The 3,363-nt window shown below is 66.7% G+C and carries 2 protein-coding genes; both read right to left on the minus strand.

The window, feature by feature from the left end; all coding sequences use genetic code 11:
• Window positions 1-14: 14 nt before the first annotated feature.
• Complete coding sequence (locus JKV81_RS05055; protein WP_099172174.1) at window positions 15-2,510, minus strand: mannose-1-phosphate guanyltransferase; 2,496 nt, start codon at window positions 2,508-2,510, stop codon at window positions 15-17.
• A 111-nt stretch (window positions 2,511-2,621) separates the two neighbouring features.
• Window positions 2,622-3,230, minus strand: a complete 609-nt coding sequence (clsA, locus tag JKV81_RS05060) for a cardiolipin synthase ClsA (protein WP_129261190.1) — start codon at window positions 3,228-3,230, stop codon at window positions 2,622-2,624.
• Between the last annotated feature and the right edge of the window lie 133 nt (window positions 3,231-3,363).

Here is a 3,363-nt window from a genome sequence, read left to right on the forward strand (position 1 = left end):
ACGGCTCGGTCGCTCTAGTCGCCCGCGCTGTCCACGACGGCCGCCCACTCGTCGAGCAGTGCCTGGGCGGAGGCGTCGTCGGGGCCTTCGGCCCACAGGTGCGTGACCGCTTCCGCCCGGTCGGGCAGCACCATCACCCAGCGGCCGTCGGTCTCGACCACGCGGACGCCGTCGGTGGTGTCCACGCTGCGCTCCCCCGCGGCCTCCACGACCCGCCGCATGACGAGCCCCTTGACCGCCCACGGGGTGGCGAGGTCGCGCCGCAGCACATGGGCACGCGGGATCCGGGCGTCGATCTGGCTGAGGGTGAGCTGTGTCCTGGCCACCAGCCCGATGAGCCGGACGAAGGCCGCCGCACCGTCGAAGACGCTGCTGAACTCGGGGATGATGAACCCGCCGCGGCCGTCACCGCCGAAGATCGTGCTGTCCTCGCGGCCCACCCGGGTCAGGTCGTCGGGTGAGGTGGTCGTCCACTCCACCTGCGTGCCGTGGTACGCCGCCACCTGTTCGGCGACGCGTGTCGTCGTCACCGGCAGGGCGACCCGTCCGCTCCTGCGCTCGGCCGCCACGAGGTCGAGCATGACCAGCAGGGCCCGGTCGTCCTCGATGATGCGGCCGCGCTCGTCCACGAGGGAGAGCCGCTCACCGACGGGGTCGAACCGGACGCCGAAGGCGGCCCGTGCGGACGAGACGATCTCCCCGAGACGCACCAGCCCGGCCCGCCGGGACTCGGCGGACTCCGTGGGCCGGGATTCGTCGAGCCCGGGGTTGATCGTCAGCGCGTCCACACCGAGGCGTCCGAGGAGGCTCGGCAGAACGAGTCCGGCGCTGCCGTTGGAGGCGTCGACGACGACCTTGAGGCCCGCGTCGGCGATGCCGCTCGTGTCGACGTTGCGGAGCAGGGAGCCCGTGTAGGAGTCGAAGACACTCGACGGGAAGTGGAGGTCCCCGATCTCGCCGGGGAAGGCCCGGCGGAACTCCTGACGGGCGTAGACGCGGTCGAGCTTCTTCTGCCGTGCCTGGGAGAGGTCCGCTCCCCTCTCGTCGAAGAACATGATGTCGACCGAGTCGGGCACCCCCGGCGACGTACGGATCATGATGCCGCCGGCGCTGCCCCGCGCGGTCTGCTGACGGGCGACCGGCAACGGCACGTTCTCCAGGTCGCGGACGTCGATGGCGCTGGCCTGGAGAGCCGAGATGACCGCTCGCTTCAGGGCACGCGCACCACGGGAGTGGTCACGGGCGGTCGTGACGGTCGCGCCCTTCTTGAGGGTCGTCGCGTACGCGCCGGCGAGCCGGACGGCGAGCTCCGGGGTGATCTCGACGTTCAGGATCCCGGAGACACCGCGGGCGCCGAAGAGATGCGCCTGGCCGCGCGACTCCCAGATCACCGAGGTGTTGACGAAGGCACCGGCCTCGATGGTCTTGAACGGGTAGACCCGGACGTTGCCCTGGATGATCGATTCTTCACCCACGAGGCACTCGTCGCCGATCACGGCGCCGTCCTCGATCCGCGAGGCCCGCATGATGTCGGTGTTCTTCCCGATCACACAGCCACGCAGATTGCTGTGCTCGCCGATGAACACGTTGTCGTGCACGACCGCACGGTGCAGGAAGGCGCCCGATTTCACGACGACGTTGGAGCCGATGACGGTGTGCTCGCGGATTTCGGCGCCGGCCTCGATCTTGGCGTAGTCACCGATGTACAGCGGTCCACGCAGCACGGCGTCGGGATGGACGTCCGCGCCTTCCGCCACCCAGACGCCGGGCGAGATCTCGAAGCCGTCCAGCTCCACGTCGACCTTGCGCTCCAGCACGTCGGCCTGGGCCTTCACATAGCTTTCGTGCGTGCCGACGTCCTCCCAGTAGCCCTCCGCGATATAGCCGCAGATCAGCTTGCCTTCCTTCATGAGCTGCGGGAAGACATCCCCTGACCAGTCCACGGAGGTGTCGGCCTGGACGTAGTCGAAGACCTCGGGCTCCATGACGTAGATGCCCGTGTTCACCGTGTCCGAGAAGACCTGACCCCAGGTCGGCTTCTCCAGGAAACGCTCGACCTTCCCGTCCTCGTCCACAATCGTGATCCCGAATTCCAGAGGATTCGGGACCCGGGTGAGGCACACCGTGACGAGTGCGCCCTTCTCCTTGTGGAATGCGATGAGGTCCGTAAGGTCGAAGTCGGTGAGGGCGTCGCCGGAAATCACCAGGAAGGTGTCGTCCTTCAGGGCCTCCTCGGCGTTCTTCACGCTTCCTGCGGTACCGAGTGGCTTCTCCTCGTTGGCATAGCTGAGCTCCATCCCGAGCTCTTCGCCGTCGCCGAAGTAATTCTTGACGAGAGAGGCGAGGAACTGGACGGTGACGACGGTCTCGTTGAGCCCATGCCTTTTGAGCAGCCGCAGCACATGCTCCATGATCGGCCGGTTGGCCACGGGCAGGAGCGGCTTGGGCATGCTTGAGGTCATGGGGCGAAGGCGTGTGCCCTCACCGCCTGCCATCACGACGGCCTTCATGTCGGAAACGTCCTCCTTGAAGAGACGACGGTCTAGCCGACTTCACCCGTCGGGGCACCACAACAGCATCCTGTGTGGACCGGCGACTCTGCACGGCTCCACATCAACGAGCTAATCGGCTACTTCATCCGCCTTGACCAGACGGCGGACCTGGACCACATAGAGGATCCCTGCCCACCAGTAGAGGGTTGTACCCCAACCAGCGAACGCCCATCCGAAAATGCTGCCCAGCGAAGCAAGCCAACCACTTCCGTCGCTGAGCAGCAACAAGGGGAAGGCGTACATCAGGTTGAATGTTGCAGCTTTCCCCAGGAAGTTGACCTGGGGCGGCGGATAGCCGTGCTTGCGCAGGATTCCCACCATGACGAGGAGCATCAGCTCACGCGCGAGGAGAGCCGCTGTCAGCCAGAGTGGCAGGATCTCCCGCCAGGTGAGCCCCACGAGGGTGGAAAGAATGTAGAGGCGGTCGGCGGCCGGGTCCAGGAGCCGGCCGAGGCTGCTGATCTGATTCCACCGACGGGCGAGCTTGCCGTCGAGGTAGTCACTGACCCCGCTCAGCATCAGTACCAGCAGGGCCCAGCCGTCACTGTTGGGCCCGCCGAACACGGGGCGGAGAATCAGCCACAGGAAGAGCGGTACGCCGACGAGGCGGGCCATGCTGAGGATGTTGGGGATGGTGAGTACTCGGTCCGTCTGAACTCGAGTCTCCTGGACCTCCACCCGGGGGCCTCCTGTGAAGAACGTGCCAATGATGCCCCCTGACCTTACCCTCAGTCCCCGAGCTCCGGTGCACAGGGGTCCCAAGGGTGCCCGGAACGCAGAAAAGCCCCGTGCCACAAGGGCACGGGGCTTT

The organism is Streptomyces silvae (assembly GCF_016745505.1).
Classification (GTDB): Bacteria; Actinomycetota; Actinomycetes; order Streptomycetales; family Streptomycetaceae; genus Streptomyces; species Streptomyces silvae.